The sequence below is a fragment of the Exiguobacterium sp. NPDC077395 genome, from assembly GCF_050269125.1.
In the GTDB taxonomy this organism is placed as follows: domain Bacteria; phylum Bacillota; class Bacilli; order Exiguobacteriales; family Exiguobacteriaceae; genus Exiguobacterium; species Exiguobacterium aestuarii_A.
Window position 1 is genome coordinate 866,593 of record NZ_JBNNHU010000001.1, and the last position, 19,688, is coordinate 886,280.

Consider the following 19,688-nt stretch of genomic DNA (forward strand, 5'->3'; position numbering starts at 1 on the left):
GAACGGTCAGATGCATGAAAAACACGCATCCACATTTCACGAGAATATTTCAAAGATACGAAAATTAATTGTCCAATCGTCGTTGGTCCCGGGAGACCGACTTCCATCCGAACGTGAACTTGCGGAGACGCTAGCCATTAGTCGAGCCTCCGTTCGAGAAGCGTTACGCGCATTGAGCTTTTTAGGGATTGTCGAGACAAGGCGCGGCGGGGGTACTTTCCTATGTGAACAGGACCGACATCGCTATATCGAGATTTTGTCGGAGTTCATCGTCACGAAACAGACGAAAGCGACCGATATCATCGAAATGCTTAGACTGTTAGAGCGAATGGCGTTTTCGGAAGTCGAGCCGACGAAGGAGCGACTGACTCAATTAGAGGCAGTGATCGAAGAGGATCGAACGTTTCGTCAGCAACTCATTTTTCAGTTGAAGAATGAGTTGTTCATCAGGATTTGGAGCGAAGTGAACCGATTTTTCGAGGGACTAGATGTTGGGGAGTTATATACGCTCGAAGAACGTAAGCGTTTTGTCGAGACGTGGCGTGGAATGGGGATGCCGGAATGAACGAGGGGGAAGCGATGACTGCTTTTTTCAAGAAACCGAAACGATATATGCCGTTGCGTCAACGAGAACCAAAAATTGACGCTCCACAGGGATTAATGACGAAGTGTCCATCTTGTAAATATATGCATTATACGAAACAGTTAAACGAAAACCATAAGGTATGTGACTGTGGCTACCATTTTCCGCTTCATGCACAGGAACGAATTGACATGCTCGTCGATGAGGGTTCATTCGAACGGTTTGCGGGACCTTCCGTCAAAGCGAATCCACTTGATTTTCCTGACTATGAAGAAAAGTTGAATAAAGACCGTGAACGGACCGGGATTGAAGAAGCGGTCGTTTGCGGAAAAGCGACGATCGATGGACTACCTCTCGTCGTTTGCGTGATGGATGCCCGATTCCGAATGGGGTCGATGGGTGCTTACGTAGGAGAAGCGATTGCTTCTGCTGTTCGCCAAGCGACATCACTACGTCTTCCGGTCGTCTTATTCACAGCGTCAGGTGGCGCACGCATGCAAGAAGGGATGGTCAGCTTGATGCAGATGGCGAACACGTCCATCGCTTTAAAAGAACATGATGAAGCGGGCCTTCTTTACATCGCCTATTTGACACATCCGACGACAGGTGGGGTTTCAGCAAGTTTTGCGATGCTTGGCGACCTAAACGTCGCAGAGCCCGGTGCGCTTATTGGATTTGCAGGAAGAAGAATCATCGAACAGACGATTCGGGAAAAACTTCCGGAAAACTTCCAGACGGCAGAGTTCTTACTCGAGTCTGGACAATTGGATGCGGTCATCCATCGTGAACAGATGCGTTCGTTCTTGAAGAAAATGATCGGATTACACGATGGGGGTGTTCGACATGTTTGACCCAATCAAAGAAGTGACCGAACAGTTAAATAAATTGCGTGAGACAGCCGAAACGAAAGGGATTGACCTATCACGTGAGATTCGTCACCTGGAGTTGAAGCTCGACCGATTAGAAAAAGATATTTATGGGAATATGAAACCGTGGGACCGCGTACAATTGGCGCGAAACCCGAAACGCCCGACAACACTCGATTACATCCATCACATGTTCCCTGATTTCATGGAACTCCATGGCGATCGTCACGGGTATGATGATGCGGCAATCGTATCGGGACTTGCGACATTCGAAGGTGTTCCGGTGACCATCATCGGACATCAGCGTGGTCGAAATACGAAAGAAAACATGAAGCGGAATTTTGGGATGCCACACCCTGAGGGATACCGAAAAGCACTACGTTTCATGAAGCAAGCCGAGAAGTTCAACCGTCCGATTTTGACATTCATTGACACGAAGGGGGCTTATCCAGGGAAAGCCGCTGAAGAGAGAGGTCAAAGTGAAGCGATTGCTCGAAACTTGTTTGAAATGGCGACGTTGAAAGTACCGATCGTTTCCGTTGTAATCGGAGAAGGCGGTTCTGGTGGTGCGCTTGGAATTGGTGTTTGCGACCGATTGTTGATGCTTGAGAATAGTACGTACTCGGTCATCTCGCCAGAAGGTGCAGCGGCACTATTATGGAAAGATGCCAAACAAGCAGAACGTGCAGCAGAAACGATGAAGATTACAGCACAAGATTTGTTCAACCTAGGGATCGTGGATGAAGTTGTAGGGGAAGTGTATGGGGGCGCGCATGTCGATGTGTCATTACAGTCATCACTCTTGAAGCCTGTATTATTACAGCACATGAACGAGTTGCTCGATCTGTCGACTTCTCAGCTCATTCAAGGACGTGCGACCAAATATCATCAAATTGGCACAATTAGTGATTGAAAACGGTAACAATGGCTTTGAATATAGAGTTATTCATTCATCAAGTGACTGCTTTGTAACATACCCTATGCATTTTTTTCACATACTTGTGTTGTAAAACAAAGGTCAGACATGGTATTTTATTTTCAGATTTCGTTAAAACACATAAGAGGTGAGTGACGTGAATTTAAAACGTATTGCGGTATTAACGAGCGGAGGAGACGCTCCTGGAATGAACGCTGCTGTCCGTGCCGTGACCCGAAAAGCGATTTTCGAAGGTCTTGAAGTGTACGGTGTGTATAACGGCTACCAAGGATTAATCGAAGGTGATTTAGTCGAATTAAACCTTGGATCAGTCGGCGACATCATTCAACGTGGAGGTACGTTCCTTCGCTCTGCACGCTGTCCTGAATTCAGAACTGAAGAAGGACGTGCAAAAGCAGTAGAACAGTTGAAGAAGTTCAATATCGATGCCCTCGTGGTCATCGGTGGAGACGGCTCTTATCGCGGAGCTCAGAAATTAACGGAACTCGGATTCCCAACAATCGGCCTTCCTGGTACGATTGATAACGATATTCCGGGAACAGATGCGACAATCGGTTTCGATACAGCGCTCAATACAGCGCTTGACGCAATCGACAAAATTCGCGACACAGCTTCATCTCATGAACGTACGTATGTGATTGAAGTAATGGGTCGCGATGCTGGTGATATCGCACTTTATTCTGGTCTCGCTGGTGGTGCGGAGTCGATTCTTGTCCCAGAACGTCCAGAAGAGTTGAATGCAATCGTGGAACGGATCAATCACGGTATTGCCCGCGGTAAGAAGCACTCGATCGTCATTGTCGCTGAAGGTGCCGGAAGTGCTGAAGAAATCGGCAAATTGATTGCTGAGAAAACGAACTCAGAGACACGTGTTACGATTCTCGGACACATTCAACGTGGTGGTTCCCCAACTGCTGCAGACCGTGTACTTGCAAGTCGTATGGGTGCATACGCTGTTGAGATTCTTCTTGAAGGGAAAGCGGGCCGCGTCGTCGGGATCCGCAATAACCAGATGATGGATCTTGATATCGATGAGGCGCTCGACCACAACAAGCACACAATCGATATGCAATTGATTGACCTCGTCAACCAATTGTCGATCTAAACGATTTTAGAAGTTGCAGAGACGGGATCAGGTCTATGGCCCCCCGTTTTCTGTATGTAAGTTGCACTATATCCCCTAGGAGGTTTTTATATTATGCGTAGAACGAAAATTGTATGTACGATTGGACCGGCTTCTGAGAAGCGTCTTCCTGAAATGATTGAAGCTGGAATGAACGTTGCCCGTCTCAACTTCTCACACGGTGACTATGAGGAGCACGGTGCACGTATCCGTGACATCCGTGAAGCGGCGAAAGCAGCTGGGAAAGTGGTCACAGTCCTTCTTGACACGAAAGGTCCAGAAATCCGTACACATACGTTTGAAGATGGAAAAGCTCTTCTTGAAAAAGGGAAAGAAGTCACAATCGTTTCAAGTGAAGAAATCGTCGGAACGAAAGATCGTTTCTCTGTAACGTATGAAGGTCTTTACGATGATGTAGAAGTCGGTTCACACATCATGCTCGACGACGGTCTCATCGGACTCCGTGTCGTTGAAAAACTTCCGAACCGCGACCTCCGTTGTGTAATCGAAAACGAAGGAATCATCAAGACGAAGAAAGGTGTTAACTTGCCAAACGTCAAGGTAAACCTTCCTGCCCTCACAGACAAAGATATCTCGGACATCGAGTTCGGTATCTCACAAGACATCGACGTCATCGCAGCATCGTTCGTACGTCGTGCGTCTGACGTGGTAGAAATTCGTCAACTTCTTGAAAAACACAACGCGTCACACATCAAGATCTACCCGAAAATCGAGAACCAAGAAGGTGTGGATAACATCGAAGAAATCTTGGCAATCTCTGACGGCTTGATGGTTGCTCGTGGTGACCTCGGTATCGAAATCCCGACAGAAGAAGTAACACCTGTTCAAAAAGAACTCATCAAGAAGTGTAACGACCTCGGTAAGCCGGTCATCACTGCAACGCAAATGCTCGACTCGATGCAACGTAACCCACGTCCGACACGTGCGGAAGCATCTGACGTAGCAAACGCGATCTTGGACGGAACAGATGCAGTCATGCTTTCTGGTGAAACAGCTGCAGGGGACTACCCAATCGAGTCAGTTCAAATGCAAGCTGCAATCGCAGAGCGCACTGAGCGCATGCTCGACTACAAAAACTTGTTGAAAGATCGTCAGAAGCGCAGTGAGCATACGGTAACGGATGCGATCTCACAAGCGGTTGCTCACACAGCAATCAACTTGAACGCGAAAGCGATCTTGACGCCAACACAATCAGGATACACGGCTGCTCGTACGGCGAAATATCGTCCGGAAGCGAACATCATCGCAGTCACTGAATCAGAGCGCGTTGCTCGTCAATTGAACCTTGTTTGGGGCGTATACCCGATCGTTGCTGAGACGATGCCAAACAACACGGATGAAATGTTGGTTCAAGCATCAGAAGCAGCACGTCACGCTGGATTCGTCACTGACGGTGACCTCGTTGTCATCTCAGCTGGTATTCCTGCAGCGACAGCTGGTACGACGAACATGATGAAAGTTCACATCGTCGGTCATGCTCTCGCAGACGGACGTGGAATCGGTGAGCGCGGTGTCGTTGGAGAAGTCGTTGTCGCGAAAAATGCGGAAGAAGCAAACGCGAAAGCGAAAGACGGCATGATTCTCGTCGCGCCATTCACAGATAAAGAAATGATGCCTGCCATCGAAAAAGCGGCTGGAATTATCACGGAAGACGGCGGATTGACGAGCCATGCTGGTATCGTTGGACCATCACTCCGTAAGCCAGTCATCGTAGGTGTGGATACAGCCACAACTTCACTTCGTGACGGTCAGATGATTTCAATCGACCCACTCACAGGTAAAATCTACAACGCATAATTGAACGACAATCGAACCGGCCTTCTACAAAGGTCGGTTCTTTTTCCGTTCGAAGAAAGGAATACGTATGAGTGCATATTTATTTTTATTGATGCTCGTCTTAATCGGTGTCATTTCAAACAATCAGTCAGTTATTATCGCAAGCAGTGTTTTGCTAATCATTAAAGCGATTGGTTTCGGTGATCAATTATTTCCGACACTCGCAGCAAAAGGAATCAGCTGGGGTGTGACGATTATTACTATCGCCGTTCTCGTTCCGATTGCGACTGGTGATATCGGTTTTAAAGAATTGTGGAATAGTATTAAAGGACCTGTCGGGATTGTGGCATTTGCTTCAGGGATGTTCGTGGCAATCGCTGCTGGACAAGGCGTGCAATTGATGCGCGTCGACCCGGTCGTCACGACGGCGCTTCTCGCAGGCACGATTCTAGCGGTCGGATTCATGAAAGGCATCCCGGTAGGACCACTTGTAGGAGCTGGAATTGCAGCCTTGATTCTAGGTGGATATCAAGTCATTGAAAAATGGTTTTGATATTTTCTGACAACTGAAGCCGCTTACATTTCTTTTTTGCAATAAATTGTTTATACTATATAAAGGACAGGGTAAACGGAGACTGGGTGAATGCAGGGGAGAAGCCCGTCCCGTATCCTTATTCCCTATACACAGACTGTTTTTACGGTCGACTACTTTCAAACAAGACTGAGGGGGAGTTATGAATGTCAACGACAAAAGGGTTAGAAGGTATTGTGGCAGCAGCCTCAAAAGTCAGCTCAATTATTGACGGACAATTGACTTATGGAGGGTACACCATTGATGATTTAGCGGACAACGCCACATTTGAAGAAGTTGTATTCTTATTGTGGAATGATCGCTTACCAAATGCAGAGGAATTGACAGCGCTCTCAGAGGCACTCGTGAAAGAAGCGACGTTGCCAGATGAGGTGATTGATACGTTAGCCCGTGCACCGAAAACAGCCAATGCAATGGCGACGATTCGTACGGCGCTCTCACAACTTGCTCTATATGATGAAGAATCTGAAGACATGAGTGACGAGGCAAACATGCGTAAAGCGATTCGTCTTCAAGCTCAAGTCGCTACAATCGTGACGGCATTCGCACGTCTACGTAAAGGCGAGCAACCTGTCGCTCCGAAGGAAGGTCTCTCATATGCAGCGAACTTCTTATACATGTTGAATGGAGAAGAACCAAGCGAAGTCGCAGAGAAGACAATCGACAAAGCACTCATTCTTCATGCAGACCATGAATTGAACGCTTCGACGTTCACGGCCCGTGTCTGTGTGGCGACGCTTTCTGATATGTATTCTGGTGTGACGGCGGCAATGGGAGCACTCAAAGGACCGCTTCACGGTGGTGCAAACGAAGCAGTTATGAAAATGCTTCATGAGATTGACTCGGTCGACCGTGTTGAAGAATATGTACGTGGTAAATTTGAACGCAAAGAAAAAATTATGGGCTTCGGTCACCGTGTCTACAAAGACGGCGACCCACGTGCGAAGCACTTGAAAGAAATGAGCCGCCAGTTGACTGCTCAAATCGGCGAGCCGAAGTGGTATGAGATGTCTGAGAAAATCGATCATCTCGTTGAATCCGAAAAAGGATTGAAACCAAACGTCGACTTCTACTCGGCATCAACATACTATGCGCTCGGTCTTGAAGAAGACTTATTCACACCAATCTTCGCCGTATCACGGATGTCAGGTTGGATTGCGCATATTCTCGAGCAATATGCGGATAACCGCTTGATTCGTCCACGTGCGGAATATGTCGGTGAAACAAGCCGTAAATATGTTCCTGTGAATGAACGTTAATTCGAGACACATTTTAGACAAAAGTTTGGTAAACTAACAAGTGACGTAGGTCGGCGTACGCGTCGACCTACAGTAATGTACTTAGGGGGATTCATTATGTTGACACAAGGACAAAAAATTACAGTTGAAAACGGTGTATTGAACGTACCAAACGTTCCGACAGTACCATTCATTATCGGTGACGGAACAGGTCCTGATATTTGGAACGCGGCTGTTCGTGTATTCGATGCTGCAGTTGAAAAAGCATACGGCGGCGACAAGAAAATCGAATGGATGGAAGTATACGCTGGGGAGAAAGCTTATAACGAAAAAGGTGAGTGGCTCCCGACAGAAACACTCGATCAAATTCGCGAGTACTTGATTGCGATCAAAGGACCACTTACGACACCGGTCGGTGGTGGAATTCGTTCATTGAACGTTGCGCTTCGTCAAGAGCTCGACTTATACACATGCCTTCGTCCAGTTCGTTACTTCACAGGTGTTCCTTCACCAGTAAAACGTCCTGAAGATACAGACATGGTCATCTTCCGTGAAAATACAGAAGATATCTACGCAGGAATCGAGTACGCGTCAGGAAGCGACGAAGTGAAAAAACTTATCAAATTCTTGCAAGATGAAATGAACGTGAACAAGATCCGTTTCCCAGAGACATCAGGGATCGGCATCAAGCCTGTTTCTTCTGAAGGGACAGAGCGTCTCGTCCGTGCTGCAATTGAGTACGCAATTGATAACAACCGTAAATCGGTCACGCTCGTACACAAAGGGAATATCATGAAATATACAGAAGGTGCATTCAAAAACTGGGGTTATGCACTCGCTGAAGCTGAATACGGTGACAAAGTGTTCACATGGGCACAGTATGACCGCATCAAAGAAGAGTCTGGCGAAGCAGCTGCGAACGAAGCTCAGTCGAAAGCAGAAGCTGAAGGGAAAATCATCGTTAAAGATTCGATCGCTGATATCTTCCTCCAGCAAATCTTGACACGCCCACGTGAGTTCGATGTCGTTGCGACGATGAACTTGAACGGAGACTACATCTCAGACGCACTTGCTGCACAAGTAGGTGGAATCGGGATTGCACCTGGTGCAAACATCAACTACATCACAGGACATGCAATCTTCGAAGCGACACACGGTACAGCTCCGAAATACGCAGGTCTTGATAAAGTAAACCCATCTTCAGTCATCCTTTCAGGTGAGATGATGCTCCGCCACATGAACTGGAACGAAGCGGCTGACCTCATCATCAACTCAATGGAGAAAACAATCGCTTCGAAAGTTGTCACATATGACTTCGCACGTCTCATGGACGGCGCGACAGAAGTGAAGTGTTCTGAATTTGCGGATGAATTGATCAAAAACATGTAATTCAAACGAATAAGTCGCCAATTGAGGGGGAGAGCTCATGATTCGTCGTAACAAAATTTCTGTAATTGGAAGTGGCTTCACCGGTGCAACCACTGCACTATATCTGGCTCAACGTGAGTTAGGGGATGTCGTTCTACTCGATATGGAAGAAAAAGTTGGACCGACGAAAGGAAAAGCGCTCGACATGCAAGAAACGGCTCCGATTCAAGGGTTTGACGCTTGGGTCACAGGAACATCAGATTATGCAGATACGGCTGATTCGGACATCGTCGTCATCACGGCGGGCATCGCGCGTAAGCCAGGGATGAGCCGTGATGATCTCGTTGCAACGAATGCAAACGTCATGCGTTCTGTCGTCAAAGAGATTGCTCGCTATTCTCCGGAAGCGATTTTGATTGTCTTGACTAATCCGGTGGATGCAATGACCTATGCGGCGTTCAAAGAATCGGGTTTCCCGAAAGAACGCGTCATCGGACAATCTGGTGTGCTGGATACGGCTCGTTTCCGGACGTTTGTCGCTCAAGAATTAAACGTTTCCGTCAAAGATGTATCCGGGTTTGTTCTCGGAGGACATGGTGACGATATGGTGCCTCTCGTGCGTTACTCGTACGCCGGGGGAATCCCGCTTGAAAAACTCATACCACATGAGCGGATCGAGCAAATCGTCGAACGGACACGTAAAGGTGGCGGTGAGATTGTCCAACTGCTAGGTGACGGTTCGGCGTATTATGCGCCAGCTGCCGCAATTGTAGAGATGGTCGAGGCGATTTTAAAAGATCAGCGTCGAATCTTACCTGCCATTGCTTATCTAGAAGGCGAGTACGGATTTAGCGATTTGTATCTTGGCGTCCCGACGGTTCTTGGAAAACGTGGCATCGAGCAAGTACTTGAGCTCGACTTGACGGATGAGGAGAGAGCAGCACTTTCGCGTTCTGCCGACTCGGTCCGCTCCGTATTAGGCGTCTTATAAGTCAAAAGTGCTTCCTGCAATTTTGTGGGAAGCACTTTTTTTGCGGTTTCCATCATGTGGGGCATGCTACACTAAAAGTGGATTTGTTTTGTTTTTGTAAAGATTTGCTTTGAGGTTGGTCGTTGCAAGCTTTGATTTGTAAAATAGAGAGTGACATTTGATGGATTAAGAGGAGGAAGTAGTGTGGCTGATAAAGTAATTGTTGTCGACGATGAAGTATCGATTGCGACGTTATTAAAATTCAATTTAGAACAAGCTGGTTTCGAGGTGGAGACCGCGCATGACGGGAAAACGGGATTGGAACTGGCTGAAAAGAAAGATGCCGTCTTAATCGTGCTCGATTTAATGCTTCCGGAAATGGACGGACTTGAAGTGTGTAAGCGACTCCGTCAACAAAAAGTCAACACACCGATTTTGATGCTCACGGCGAAAGATGATGAGTTTGATAAAGTTCTCGGACTCGAGCTCGGTGCAGATGACTATTTGACGAAACCGTTCAGTCCCCGGGAAGTCGTGGCCCGTGTCAAAGCGATTCTAAGACGCTCGGCGCCACAAGAAACCGCGGTTGAAGAGGATGTCATTCAAATCGGTGACGTAAAAATTGTCGCTTCGAACTACGAAGTGTTCAAACAAGGAGAACGTCTCGAATTGACTCCGAAAGAATTTGAACTGTTAGCTTATTTAGCCAAAAACAAAGGACGTGTGCTGACACGAGACCAATTATTATCCGCTATTTGGAATTACGATTTCGTCGGTGACACGCGAATCGTCGATGTCCATATCAGTCATCTCCGTGAAAAAATCGAACCGGTCACGAAGAAGCCGACGTATATTAAAACGATTCGTGGACTCGGTTATAAAATGGAGGAGCCGACTTCGGAATGAAGACGTATCGCTCTAGATTCATGACGACGCTCATCCTTCTCGTCACGGGCGTACTTTTGACGCTTGGCATCGTGCTCGGCCAACTGTTTAAAGATTTCTATTTGGATTCTGAACGTGACCGCTTGAAAGAGGATGCTCAGCTCGCCGCTTTGTACCTTGAAGGGGGAGAGCTAGACGAAATTCGAGAATATGTCGGTCAAATCGATGACGGGAGTAGCTTTGACATTTTGCTACTCAATAGCAGGAATGAAGTCATCGCCGGGACACCGTTTCGTGTCGGCTCAATCGATTATAAGATTGAGCCAAGTCTAGTGCCCGAAGACGGGACGTTTGGTGAAGCGGACGAAGATGAGTTGATCCAGTTCACAAAACCGATTGAACTTGCGACAGGGGAGACGGTCTATTTAACGTTCATCCGTTACGTGTCAGACCTTGAAGGCGTGTATGATCGAATTTGGTTAACGATTGCGCTCGCGCTCTTCTTTTCATTTTTCATCATCCTATTCGTCCTTCAGCATCTGACGAACCAATTTATACGACCAATCGATGAGGCGACCATCGTCTTACGGGAACTCGCCGATGGTAATTATCGGGCTCGCGTTTACGAACTGCGAAATGACGAGGAAACCGGAAGCCTCGCTGGATCAATCAACGTCCTCGCCCGAAATTTGGAGTCAATTTCACTCGGAGAATCGGTTCAGCGAGCACGACTCGAATCACTCATCGAATATATGGGGGCAGGGCTCCTTCTCGTGGACGAGCGAGGCATCGTCACATTAGTCAACCGTTCGTATCGCGAGATGTTCCAATACGATGATTTATCGATTGGACAATTTTATCACGGGATGTTACCGAGCCCTGATGTTGAGACTCTGATCGAAGACGTCTATTTGACGGAAGAAGTTCATCGTCGTCAGCTGTCGATTCGAACTGGCTTCAATCAGAAGACGTATATGGTGTCTGCCGCACCGATTTTCAGTGATACGGGAATGCTTCGTGGGACGACATTATTATTTAACGACATCACGGAGCTGAAGCGACTCGAGAAGATGCGGAAAGACTTTGTCGCGAACGTCAGTCATGAACTCAAGACCCCGCTCACCTCCATTCGTGGATTTAGTGAGACATTACTCGACGGGGCTAAAGAAGTGCCTGAACTCCGCGACCAGTTCTTAGACATCATTCAAAAAGAGGCGACGCGGATGCAGATGCTTGTTGAAGATTTGCTTGAGCTGTCGAGATTAGAACGTGATGATTTCCAGATGGAACTGGTATCCGTCGACTTGAACCAGCTCGTCGATGAGGTATGTCTCTTGCTCAGTCAGAAAGCGGACAAGAAGTCGATTCATTTAGAGGCGAAGCATCATGGGACGGCCGTCTTACAGGCCGATTTGAATCGGATGAAACAGGTCATCATGAACCTCGTCGCGAACGCCATCAACTATTCTCCGGAAGGAAGTCGTGTCGAAATTTCTGTCGAGGCGAATGAGGATGCGTATAAATTACGCGTCAAGGACAATGGAATCGGGATTGCTGAAAAAGAAGTGAGTCGAATCTTTGAGCGTTTCTATCGTGTCGACAAAGCAAGAAGTCGAAATTCAGGTGGCACGGGTCTAGGTCTTGCTATCGTGAAACACATCATCGATCTCCATCATGCGACAATCGATGTCGATAGCGTTGAGGGCAAAGGGACGACGTTCACCATCACGTTCCCGCGGGTTTGAATCCCACTTGACCGCTGATTCTTAGTCACTTTACAAAACCTTGCTATTCCATTCATATTTACTTTACAAAACCTTGCTATTCTTATGAATGAGACCTCTTCATCATCTCGTGACTCGATCGGTGCTCATCTCCACACGGTCGAGAATTTGGCCCTTTTCTATTCGTAGAAAAGGGTCTTTTTTTTCGAACGCATGTACCCGTATGGTATGATGAATGAAGAGAAGAATGGAGGTCGATTGAATGAATAAACTACTAGTCCTAGATGGGAACTCCTTAACATATCGTGCGTTTTTTGCACTGCCTCCGATGTCGGACGCGTCAGGTCGAAATACGAACGCGGTGTACGGCTTTACGATGATGTTGTTGAAATTGATGGAAGATGAGCAACCGACGCACTTCGCCGTTGCGTTTGATGCGTCGAAGAAGACGTTCCGTCACGATACGTTTGCTGACTATAAAGGAGGGCGTCAAAAGACTCCTGGGGAATTACGCGAACAGTTCCCGCTCGTGCGAGACGTCTGTCGTGCGTTTGGTATCGCTGTCTTAGAACTTGATCAATATGAGGCGGATGATATCATCGGCACGCTCTCCAAGGATACATCATATGATCAAGTGACGATTGTGACGGGAGATAAAGATTTACTCCAACTGATCGATGATCGCGTGACCGTCTACTTGACGAAGCGAGGCATCACAGATGTCGAGACAATGGACCAAACGGCGTTCCAGGAACGTTATGAGGGACTACAACCGATTCAGATGATTGACCTAAAAGGGTTGATGGGGGATAAATCGGATAACATTCCAGGTATCCCGGGTGTCGGGGAAAAGACGGCGCTCAAGCTGATTTCAACATATGGAACCGTCGAGTCCCTTTACGAACATACGGATGAACTAAAGGGGAAACAGAAAGAAAAAGTGGAAGCCAACGAGCGAGAGGCGAAGATGTCAAAACAGTTGGCGACGATTTATACGGACGTGCCACTTAATGTGACCGTTGATGATCTCGTTTTTAAACCTTATGATGCTTCGGTCGTGAAGCCTTTGTTCATGGAACTTCAATTCAAGTCGTTGATCGGTAAATTAGCGGACAGCTCTACAGAAGAAACGGTCGAAAAAGAAGTCAGACCGACAATCGACCTTTCTGAACAAGATTTGTCTCGAGCGGTCCTGTTTCTTGAGCAACTACACGATGACTATTTCGAAGAAGACATCGTTGGGGTTGCAATCGTGTCAGATCGTGGCGTGACCGTCGGCGATGTGACACTCTTACAAGATGCGCGAGTCAAGGAATGGATTGAAGACGAATCGAAGACGACGATTTGTCTCGATGCTAAACAGACAATCATTCAGTTGAAGCGACATCACTTATCCCTTCGCGGTTATGAAGATTTACTCGTTGCCGGATATTTGTTGAATTTATCTGGTGGAACGTCACTCAGCTCGATTGCTTCTCATTTCGCATACCCTCTTGAAGAAGATGAAGCGGTATATGGGAAAGGCGCAAAAGTGAAAGTGCCAGATGAGGAAGTTTTCCATTCTCATCTCGCGGAGAAAGCACATGCGATTTTGACGTTGTTTGAACGTGTCGCTTCAGAACTGAAAGACAACGAACAGACGGAATTATATGAGGCGCTTGAAAAACCGCTCGTCTCGGTGTTAGCCGAGATGGAATGGGCAGGCATTCACGTAAACGTTGAAACACTTCAACACATGGAGACAGATCTTCGTGAGCGCCTCTCTGCGCTTGAAGTAACGATTCATGAATTGGCCGGCGAACCGTTCAACATCAACTCGCCGAAACAGCTAGGGGTCGTCCTGTTTGAGAAATTAGCACTTCCCCCTGTGAAAAAGACAAAGACGGGTTACTCGACTGCAGCGGACGTCCTTGAGAAGTTGGCGCCGCTTCATCCGATCATCGAGAAGATCATGCATTATCGTGAACTTGGGAAACTACAGTCGACCTATGTAGAAGGATTGCAGAAAGTAGTGAAGGAAGATGGCAAGATTCATACTCGGTACACGCAGACGTTGACGCAAACGGGACGACTCTCATCGGTCAACCCGAACTTACAAAACATCCCGATCCGATTAGAGGAGGGGCGTCGTATCCGTAAGGCATTTACCGCAAGCGAGCCGGGCTGGGTGCTCTATGCGGTCGACTATTCACAGATCGAACTTCGGATCATGGCGCATATGTCACAAGATGATAAAATGATGGCGGCCTTTTTGCATGATGAAGATATTCATACATCGACGGCGGCAAACGTGTTCAAAGTCGCAAATGAGGAAGTCACTTCACTCATGCGTCGTCAGGCGAAAGCCGTCAACTTCGGAATCATATATGGAATCAGTGATTATGGGCTCTCGCAAAATCTAGGTATCACACGAAAAGAAGCACAAACGTTTATCGATACGTACTTTGAACAGTTCCCGGGAGTGAAGACGTTCATGGATGCTGCGATTGAACGGGCTCGTGAGCATGGGTTCGTCGAGACGATGTTAAAACGACGCCGGAACATCCCAGACATTCATTCTCGTAATTTCAACTTGCGTGGATTCGCTGAACGTACGGCAATCAATACACCGATTCAAGGAACGGCAGCCGACATCATCAAAAAAGCGATGATTGACGTCGATCACGCTCTTCAATCGTCGCAACTTCAATCTAAGTTGTTATTACAAGTACACGATGAATTGATTTTTGAAGGTCCGGCTGAAGAAATGGAAGCATTAGAAAAATTGGTGACGGAAGCGATGGAGCATACGGTGACACTCGACGTTCCGTTACGTGCGGATGGGGCCGTTGGAACGACATGGTTCGATACGAAATAAGAAGATAGAAAGGAAATCAGTATGCCAGAATTACCAGAAGTCGAAACGGTTTGTCGCAGATTACGACCTGCCGTTTCCGGAAAGACGATTCAGTCTGTCGATGTGCACGACCCTAAAATCATTCGAGGACTCGAGCCAGAAGAATGGGTGCACCATTTGGTTGGAGAGACCATTACAGATGTGGAACGTCGAGGAAAATTTATTTTATTCAAACTAACGAACGGATATCTCGTCTCCCATCTCCGAATGGAAGGGAAGTTCTTCCCTTATGAGACAATCACAGCACCGGCTAAACATACGCATGTCGTCATCAACTTCACGGACCAATCGACCTTGCATTATAACGATGTGCGGAAGTTTGGAACGATGGAGTTGCGGACGAATGAGGCGGTTCATACGACACCACCACTGTCACTACTTGCATACGAACCGTTTGATGAGCGTGTGACAACTGATGCGTTGCATAAGCGTCTAGAGCGGATGAAGACGCGCGCTATCAAGACGGCGCTTCTCGATCAGTCCATCTTCGTCGGATTAGGGAATATCTATGTAGATGAAACTTTGTTTCGTGCCGGTGTGCACCCGACACGACCAGCTGCTAGTTTGACGCACGAAGAAGTGGAGCGTGTACGCATTGAAGCGGTAGCCGTGCTAAATGAAGCCATTGAACGTGGAGGAAGTACCATTCGGAGTTATACGAATCCAGACGGAGCCGCGGGAACGTTCCAAGAACGACTTTATGTATACGGACAAGCCGGTGAACCATGTCGCCGTTGCGGACAAGAAATTGAAAAGATGAAACTAGGCGGTCGTGGCACGCATTATTGTCCACGCTGTCAACAACGTTAAGGAGTGGGCGTTATGTTGAAAATTGGATTGACGGGTGGGATTGCAACCGGGAAGTCCACGGTGTCTCGACTATTTCGGAAAAAGGGGATTCCGATCATCGATGCCGATTTGATTGCGAGGACGGTCGTCGAACCTGGAGGGAAGGCGATTGAGGGTGTAAAAGCGGCATTTCCAAAATGTTTTGACGGCGATGTCTTAAACCGTCCCGCGCTAGGGCGTGAAATCTTTCATGATGAGACGAAACGACAACACCTCAATCAACTGATGCATCCAGCGATTCGTGAAGAGATGAAGGAACAGATGCGTGATTATGAAGCATCCGGCGAGTCTGTCGTTATTTTTGATATTCCTCTCCTATTTGAGGGGACAATGCTCGACCTCGTCGATTATTCTGTCGTCGTCTATTGTCGCGAAGAGATTCAACTGATGCGTCTCATGGAGCGGAATGGATTGACGAAAGAAGAGGCACTCGCTCGCATTCATTCTCAAATCCCGATTGAAGAGAAAAAGCATCAGGCCGATTTTCTCGTCAATAACAACGGTTCACTCGGTGACTTACCACCGCAAATTGACCGTTTGGTCGAACAATTTAAGACGATTGAAAAAGAAGGCGAATGATGATTCGCCTTCTTTTCGTTTGGTTAGTTTAATGGATCGGATTCGGGTGATCCTTTCTTCCACGTATCATAAATGGCACGTCCATCACTTGGGTGACCGTTCGAATAATAGATGGGATACAGTGAAAAGAAAATATAGTAAAACGAAAAGTAGGCGAACTGATACGTATACAACGTCGGTTCAATCTCTCGTCTCAAAATAAACGCATTGACAATTAAGATACTCGCCAGATTAAAAATGGCTCCACCGCCATATACAAGCGTGCGGGTGACCTTGTTGCTCCATTTTAAATCTGTAAACTGGCACCACGCATCATAAAAATAGACGCGGTTCACTTGAAGACGTCCTACTTTAAATAGTTTTTTTCCTGTGCCGATTTGCATGTCGAGCGAGCCTCCAAACAACTTTGCGAAAAAGAAGTGTCCGAACTCATGAATCAACGTCACAATCGGTAAGATGATGAAAAACGAAATGAAGAACTTATCGATATCTCCCCAATCAAACATGGTGACGCCTCCTTTCTGTTGTGCTTCACGACAAGAAATTTCCCTCATTTTCAAAAAATAAACAAAGAAAAATGAAAAAAATGTGACGAATCATAGTGAAAACGCTTACAGCTATCCGTTATAATGAAACCGTAATGTAGAAAAAGGGGGATTTAGCATGGGGACAAAAGTTGCGATTAACGGATTCGGTCGAATCGGGAGAATGGTATTCCGAAAATTGATGCTTGAGGGACGTCATGAAGTCGTGGCGATCAATGCGAGTTATCCTGCGGAAACGCTCGCTCATCTCATCAAACATGATTCCATTCACGGTCCATTCGGATTGACGGTTCGAGCGCAAGGGGATGCGCTTGAAGTCGATGGAAAGCGAATCGAACTCATTTCAGAACGTGATCCATCACGTTTACCGTGGGCAGACCTTGGCATCGACATCGTGGTCGAGGCGACAGGGAAGTTTAACTCGGATATCGGGGCGAAACTTCATCTAGATGCAGGCGCAAAAAAAGTAATTTTGACTGCACCAGGGAAAGGGGATGTACGTACGATTGTGATGGGGGTCAACGATCGAGACTATCGCCCGGAAGAAGACCACATCATTTCAAATGCATCGTGTACGACAAACTGTCTAGGACCGGTCGTGAAGGTGTTACACTCGACATTCGGTATTGAAACTGGTTTAGTGACAACTGTTCATGCGTACACGAACGACCAAAATAACATTGATAACCCGCATAAGGACTTACGCCGGGCGCGTGCTTGTGGCAGTTCGATCATCCCGACTTCGACAGGAGCGGCTAAAGCGATCGGGCTTGTCATGCCAGAGCTTCAAGGGAAATTAAACGGAATGGCACTCCGCGTCCCGACACCGAACGTATCACTCGTCGACTTAGTCGTCGAGCTTCATCGTGACGTCACCGTCGATGAAGTGAATGAAGCGTTTGAACGTGCGGCGTTTGGAGAGATGACGGGCGTGTTAGGTGTCTCCCATGAACCGCTCGTATCGATTGATTTTAACGGAGACGATCGCTCGTCAATTATCGATATGGATTCGACGATGGTACTCGGCGGAAATCATGTAAAAGTTCTCGCATGGTATGACAATGAATGGGGCTATTCGTGCCGTGTCGTCGACTTGTTGGACATGGTGGCGAGTTACCTTCAAATCGGGCAACAAGAAACTCACGCCTAAAAAAATATTACGGTCTAAAAAATATTTTTGATTTTTTTAAACAAATGTCTTGTAACGACGTCCCAAACACGTTACACTCAGTTTCGTGAACTTCAATTGGTCTGACAAACGCAACTTAAAGGGTTAGGACCTCTTAGGACTAACTTGCCCCCGTGGTTGTGGGCGATTCAGGCACAAAGTGAGTGATCATCAACTACTTTGAGACCATTGATGTAAAGGGGGATCCACTAATATGGATACTATGGGACGTCACATTATTACAGAACTTTGGGAGTGCAATCCCGACAAATTAAATGATATCGACTACATCGAGCGTTTGTTCGTCGATGCAGCTCTTCGTTCGGGCGCTGAAGTCCGCGAAGTCGCTTTCCACAAATTTGCGCCGCACGGTGTGAGTGGAGTCGTCATCATTTCAGAATCACACTTAACGATTCACAGTTTCCCAGAGCATGGCTACGCGTCGGTTGACGTGTTCACATGTGGAGATCGAATCGATCCAGCTACGGCATCGCAATACATCGCCGAAGGATTGGATGCAAAAGTACGTGAAGATGTGAAACTTGAACGTGGAATGGGACCAATTCGTGTTCCAGAAGCACAAGTTGCACTAACTAAATAATTCTGAAGAACCTTTTGAGGCTGGCCGTTTGACGGTCAGCCCTTTTAATTGTTTTGTTGTTGCCTTAATTTTGATATGCTTAACGTATATAACTCAGGCGTTGAGGTGGATTATGGGACTGTTAGATAAGTTACAAACACATATTGAAACGAAAGATACACATAAAAATGAATCGCTTCGGACACGTTACTATGCGGCATCTCCGAATGCAATCTTACAATGGTTAGAAAGTCAGATTCAGTCAAATGGTCAGACGGTCCGTCGAATCGACTCGAACCGTGGCGAACTCTCATTCATTGGTGAAGGATGGGACGGACTCATTACGATCGTGCAAGTAGACGGAGGTCGTACAGCAGTCGATTTTACATTGAACCGCGAACAGCGACTCGGGACAGACCTCGCACAAATCGTTACTCACTATTACGAGGCGCTCACACAACAATTCCCGCTTCGTGCTATCGGAAATAAATCTGTCGAACGATAAGGAGGCTTGAGCATGCGTTGTCCGAAATGTGATCACAATGGAACGAGAGTGCTCGATTCCCGACCGGTGCAAGACCATTATTCGATTCGACGTCGTCGTGAATGTGAAAAATGTGGGTATCGGTTCACAACGTTTGAGACGGTGGAACAGACACCCCTCATCATTGTGAAGAAAGATGGAAACCGTGAAGAATTCAGTCGCGAAAAAGTGCTCCGTGGAATCATTCGTGCGTGTGAAAAGCGACCGGTCACGCTTGAACAGCTTGAAGGGGTCGTGACAAAAGTCGAACAACAACTTCGCGCCCTCGCGCAGTCGGAAATTCCGAGTGAGCAAGTGGGTGAGTTGGTGATGAATGAACTCGCACGTGTCGATGAAGTCGCATACGTCCGCTTTGCATCTGTTTATCGCCAATTCAAAGATATCACTGTGTTCTTTAAAGAACTTGAAGATTTAATGAAGCAAGAAAATTCGACCAACTAAAGG

General features: G+C 47.0%; 19 protein-coding genes. 18 read left to right on the top strand and 1 reads right to left on the bottom strand.

The window, feature by feature from the left end:
* Positions 1 to 10 precede the first annotated feature (10 nt).
* The 14 genes from ACQKD4_RS04410 to coaE all read left to right on the top strand — a co-directional run bounded on the left by ACQKD4_RS04410 (position 11) and on the right by coaE (position 16,407).
* Positions 11 to 565 (top strand): FadR/GntR family transcriptional regulator, encoded by a 555-nt coding sequence (locus ACQKD4_RS04410; RefSeq protein WP_214874549.1) that lies wholly within the window; start codon positions 11 to 13, stop codon positions 563 to 565.
* A 14-nt stretch (positions 566 to 579) separates the two neighbouring features.
* Entirely contained in the window at positions 580 to 1,434 is an 855-nt protein-coding gene (gene accD, locus ACQKD4_RS04415) for an acetyl-CoA carboxylase, carboxyltransferase subunit beta (RefSeq protein WP_214693241.1), read from the top strand.
* Positions 1,412 to 2,362, top strand: coding sequence for an acetyl-CoA carboxylase carboxyltransferase subunit alpha (locus ACQKD4_RS04420; protein ID WP_427372572.1), 951 nt, complete (start codon positions 1,412 to 1,414; stop codon positions 2,360 to 2,362). Before accD ends, ACQKD4_RS04420 begins: the two co-directional genes overlap by 23 nt.
* Positions 2,363 to 2,522: 160 nt before the next feature.
* Positions 2,523 to 3,491, top strand: a complete 969-nt coding sequence (gene pfkA / locus ACQKD4_RS04425; RefSeq protein ID WP_214693237.1) for a 6-phosphofructokinase — start codon at positions 2,523 to 2,525, stop codon at positions 3,489 to 3,491.
* Between the two features lie 93 nt (positions 3,492 to 3,584).
* Complete coding sequence (gene pyk, locus ACQKD4_RS04430; RefSeq protein ID WP_074033426.1) at positions 3,585 to 5,327, top strand: pyruvate kinase; 1,743 nt, start codon at positions 3,585 to 3,587, stop codon at positions 5,325 to 5,327.
* A gap of 67 nt (positions 5,328 to 5,394) precedes the next feature.
* Positions 5,395 to 5,859 (top strand): DUF441 domain-containing protein, encoded by a 465-nt coding sequence (locus ACQKD4_RS04435; protein WP_214795657.1) that lies wholly within the window; start codon positions 5,395 to 5,397, stop codon positions 5,857 to 5,859.
* A 185-nt stretch (positions 5,860 to 6,044) separates the two neighbouring features.
* Entirely contained in the window at positions 6,045 to 7,157 is a 1,113-nt protein-coding gene (gene citZ, locus ACQKD4_RS04440) for a citrate synthase (RefSeq protein WP_427372573.1), read from the top strand.
* Between the two features lie 99 nt (positions 7,158 to 7,256).
* Positions 7,257 to 8,525, top strand: coding sequence for an NADP-dependent isocitrate dehydrogenase (gene icd / locus ACQKD4_RS04445; protein WP_214694005.1), 1,269 nt, complete (start codon positions 7,257 to 7,259; stop codon positions 8,523 to 8,525).
* Positions 8,526 to 8,562: 37 nt separating this feature from the next.
* A complete protein-coding gene (gene mdh, locus ACQKD4_RS04450) occupies positions 8,563 to 9,495 on the top strand; it encodes a malate dehydrogenase (protein ID WP_427372574.1) in 933 nt (310 codons plus the stop codon).
* 183 nt (positions 9,496 to 9,678) lie between these two features.
* Positions 9,679 to 10,380, top strand: a complete 702-nt coding sequence (locus ACQKD4_RS04455; protein WP_074033421.1) for a response regulator transcription factor — start codon at positions 9,679 to 9,681, stop codon at positions 10,378 to 10,380.
* Positions 10,377 to 12,104, top strand: a complete 1,728-nt coding sequence (gene pnpS, locus ACQKD4_RS04460; RefSeq protein ID WP_214693231.1) for a two-component system histidine kinase PnpS — start codon at positions 10,377 to 10,379, stop codon at positions 12,102 to 12,104. The genes ACQKD4_RS04455 and pnpS overlap by 4 nt, the downstream gene beginning before the upstream one ends.
* A gap of 241 nt (positions 12,105 to 12,345) precedes the next feature.
* Positions 12,346 to 14,940, top strand: coding sequence for a DNA polymerase I (gene polA, locus ACQKD4_RS04465; RefSeq protein WP_427372575.1), 2,595 nt, complete (start codon positions 12,346 to 12,348; stop codon positions 14,938 to 14,940).
* A gap of 21 nt (positions 14,941 to 14,961) precedes the next feature.
* A complete protein-coding gene (gene mutM, locus ACQKD4_RS04470; RefSeq protein ID WP_427372576.1) occupies positions 14,962 to 15,789 on the top strand; it encodes a bifunctional DNA-formamidopyrimidine glycosylase/DNA-(apurinic or apyrimidinic site) lyase in 828 nt (275 codons plus the stop codon).
* Positions 15,790 to 15,801: 12 nt separating this feature from the next.
* On the top strand, positions 15,802 to 16,407 hold the full coding sequence (gene coaE / locus ACQKD4_RS04475; RefSeq protein ID WP_214693225.1) for a dephospho-CoA kinase: 606 nt from the start codon (positions 15,802 to 15,804) through the stop codon (positions 16,405 to 16,407).
* A gap of 23 nt (positions 16,408 to 16,430) precedes the next feature.
* Here the strand turns inward: coaE and ACQKD4_RS04480 are convergent, their stop codons facing one another.
* Positions 16,431 to 16,913: a site-2 protease family protein gene (locus ACQKD4_RS04480; RefSeq protein ID WP_214782214.1), complete on the bottom strand. Its 483-nt coding sequence runs from the start codon at positions 16,911 to 16,913 to the stop codon at positions 16,431 to 16,433.
* A 157-nt stretch (positions 16,914 to 17,070) separates the two neighbouring features.
* Here ACQKD4_RS04480 and ACQKD4_RS04485 point away from each other — a divergent pair, with 157 nt between their 5' ends.
* From ACQKD4_RS04485 to nrdR, 4 genes are all read left to right on the top strand, one after another.
* Positions 17,071 to 18,102: a glyceraldehyde-3-phosphate dehydrogenase gene (locus tag ACQKD4_RS04485; RefSeq protein WP_427372577.1), complete on the top strand. Its 1,032-nt coding sequence runs from the start codon at positions 17,071 to 17,073 to the stop codon at positions 18,100 to 18,102.
* A 232-nt stretch (positions 18,103 to 18,334) separates the two neighbouring features.
* A complete protein-coding gene (gene speD / locus ACQKD4_RS04490; protein WP_026825618.1) occupies positions 18,335 to 18,721 on the top strand; it encodes an adenosylmethionine decarboxylase in 387 nt (128 codons plus the stop codon).
* Between the two features lie 112 nt (positions 18,722 to 18,833).
* Positions 18,834 to 19,205, top strand: a complete 372-nt coding sequence (locus tag ACQKD4_RS04495; RefSeq protein ID WP_274663954.1) for a hypothetical protein — start codon at positions 18,834 to 18,836, stop codon at positions 19,203 to 19,205.
* 12 nt (positions 19,206 to 19,217) lie between these two features.
* A complete protein-coding gene (gene nrdR / locus ACQKD4_RS04500) occupies positions 19,218 to 19,685 on the top strand; it encodes a transcriptional regulator NrdR (protein WP_012726705.1) in 468 nt (155 codons plus the stop codon).
* Positions 19,686 to 19,688 lie beyond the last annotated feature (3 nt).

Excerpts from the sequence above, each read along its gene's own strand:
- ACQKD4_RS04410 (WP_214874549.1), top strand. The coding sequence starts at position 11 with ATGCATGAAAAACACGCATCCACATTTCACGAGAATATTTCAAAGATA.
- accD (WP_214693241.1), top strand. The coding sequence starts at position 580 with ATGACTGCTTTTTTCAAGAAACCGAAACGATATATGCCGTTGCGTCAA.
- ACQKD4_RS04420 (WP_427372572.1), top strand. The coding sequence starts at position 1,412 with ATGGGGGTGTTCGACATGTTTGACCCAATCAAAGAAGTGACCGAACAG.
- pyk (WP_074033426.1), top strand. The coding sequence starts at position 3,585 with ATGCGTAGAACGAAAATTGTATGTACGATTGGACCGGCTTCTGAGAAG.
- ACQKD4_RS04435 (WP_214795657.1), top strand. The coding sequence starts at position 5,395 with ATGAGTGCATATTTATTTTTATTGATGCTCGTCTTAATCGGTGTCATT.
- citZ (WP_427372573.1), top strand. The coding sequence starts at position 6,045 with ATGTCAACGACAAAAGGGTTAGAAGGTATTGTGGCAGCAGCCTCAAAA.
- mdh (WP_427372574.1), top strand. The coding sequence starts at position 8,563 with ATGATTCGTCGTAACAAAATTTCTGTAATTGGAAGTGGCTTCACCGGT.
- pnpS (WP_214693231.1), top strand. The coding sequence starts at position 10,377 with ATGAAGACGTATCGCTCTAGATTCATGACGACGCTCATCCTTCTCGTC.
- polA (WP_427372575.1), top strand. The coding sequence starts at position 12,346 with ATGAATAAACTACTAGTCCTAGATGGGAACTCCTTAACATATCGTGCG.
- mutM (WP_427372576.1), top strand. The coding sequence starts at position 14,962 with ATGCCAGAATTACCAGAAGTCGAAACGGTTTGTCGCAGATTACGACCT.
- coaE (WP_214693225.1), top strand. The coding sequence starts at position 15,802 with ATGTTGAAAATTGGATTGACGGGTGGGATTGCAACCGGGAAGTCCACG.
- ACQKD4_RS04480 (WP_214782214.1), bottom strand. The coding sequence starts at position 16,913 with ATGTTTGATTGGGGAGATATCGATAAGTTCTTCATTTCGTTTTTCATC.
- ACQKD4_RS04485 (WP_427372577.1), top strand. The coding sequence starts at position 17,071 with ATGGGGACAAAAGTTGCGATTAACGGATTCGGTCGAATCGGGAGAATG.
- speD (WP_026825618.1), top strand. The coding sequence starts at position 18,335 with ATGGATACTATGGGACGTCACATTATTACAGAACTTTGGGAGTGCAAT.
- ACQKD4_RS04495 (WP_274663954.1), top strand. The coding sequence starts at position 18,834 with ATGGGACTGTTAGATAAGTTACAAACACATATTGAAACGAAAGATACA.
- nrdR (WP_012726705.1), top strand. The coding sequence starts at position 19,218 with ATGCGTTGTCCGAAATGTGATCACAATGGAACGAGAGTGCTCGATTCC.